At 52.0% G+C, this 1,063-nt stretch carries 1 rRNA gene; it reads right to left on the bottom strand.

The window, feature by feature from the left end:
- Positions 1 to 1,063 (bottom strand): 23S ribosomal RNA (locus tag ACUCV0_RS24040); the annotation flags it as partial.

Raw genomic sequence — 1,063 nt, 5'->3', positions numbered from 1 at the left:
AGGTGATACCCGTAGCTTCGGTGCCTGGTTTGAGCCCCGTTACATCTTCCGCGCAGGCCGACTCGACTAGTGAGCTATTACGCTTTCTTTAAAGGGTGGCTGCTTCTAAGCCAACCTCCTAGCTGTCTAAGCCTTCCCACATCGTTTACCACTTAACCAGGACTTTGGGACCTTAGCTGACGGTCTGGGTTGTTTCCCTTTTCACGACGGACGTTAGCACCCGCCGTGTGTCTCCCATGCTCGGCACTTCTGGGTATTCGGAGTTTGCATCGGTTTGGTAAGTCGGGATGACCCCCTAGCCGAAACAGTGCTCTACCCCCCAGAGTGATACATGAGGCGCTACCTAAATAGCTTTCGAGGAGAACCAGCTATCTCCGAGCTTGATTAGCCTTTCACTCCGATCCACAAGTCATCCCCTGCCTTTTCAACGGAAGTGGGTTCGGTCCTCCAGTCAGTGTTACCTAACCTTCAACCTGCTCATGGATAGATCGCCCGGTTTCGGGTCTATTCCCAGCGACTAGACGCCCTATTAAGACTCGCTTTCGCTACGCCTCCCCTATTCGGTTAAGCTCGCCACTGAAAATAAGTCGCTGACCCATTATACAAAAGGTACGCAGTCACCCAACAAAGTGGGCTCCCACTGCTTGTACGCATACGGTTTCAGGTTCTATTTCACTCCCCTCTCCGGGGTTCTTTTCGCCTTTCCCTCACGGTACTGGTTCACTATCGGTCAGTCAGGAGTATTTAGCCTTGGAGGATGGTCCCCCCATATTCAGACAGGGTTTCTCGTGCCCCGTCCTACTCGATTTCATTGATAAGAGCGTTTCGCGTACAGGGCTATCACCCACTATGGCCGCACTTTCCAGAGCGTTCCGCTACTCTCAAATCAACTTAAGGGCTGGTCCCCGTTCGCTCGCCACTACTAAGGGAATCTCGGTTGATTTCTTTTCCTCAGGGTACTTAGATGTTTCAGTTCCCCTGGTTCGCCTCTTAACCCTATGGATTCAGGTTAAGATACCTAGCTTATGCTAGGTGGGTTTCCCCATTCAGAGATCTCCGGGTC

The organism is Pseudomonas sp. VMV1 (genome assembly GCF_056790235.1).
The sequence above is the reverse complement of the archived record's forward strand: the minus strand, read 5'-3'. Positions and strand labels throughout refer to the sequence as shown.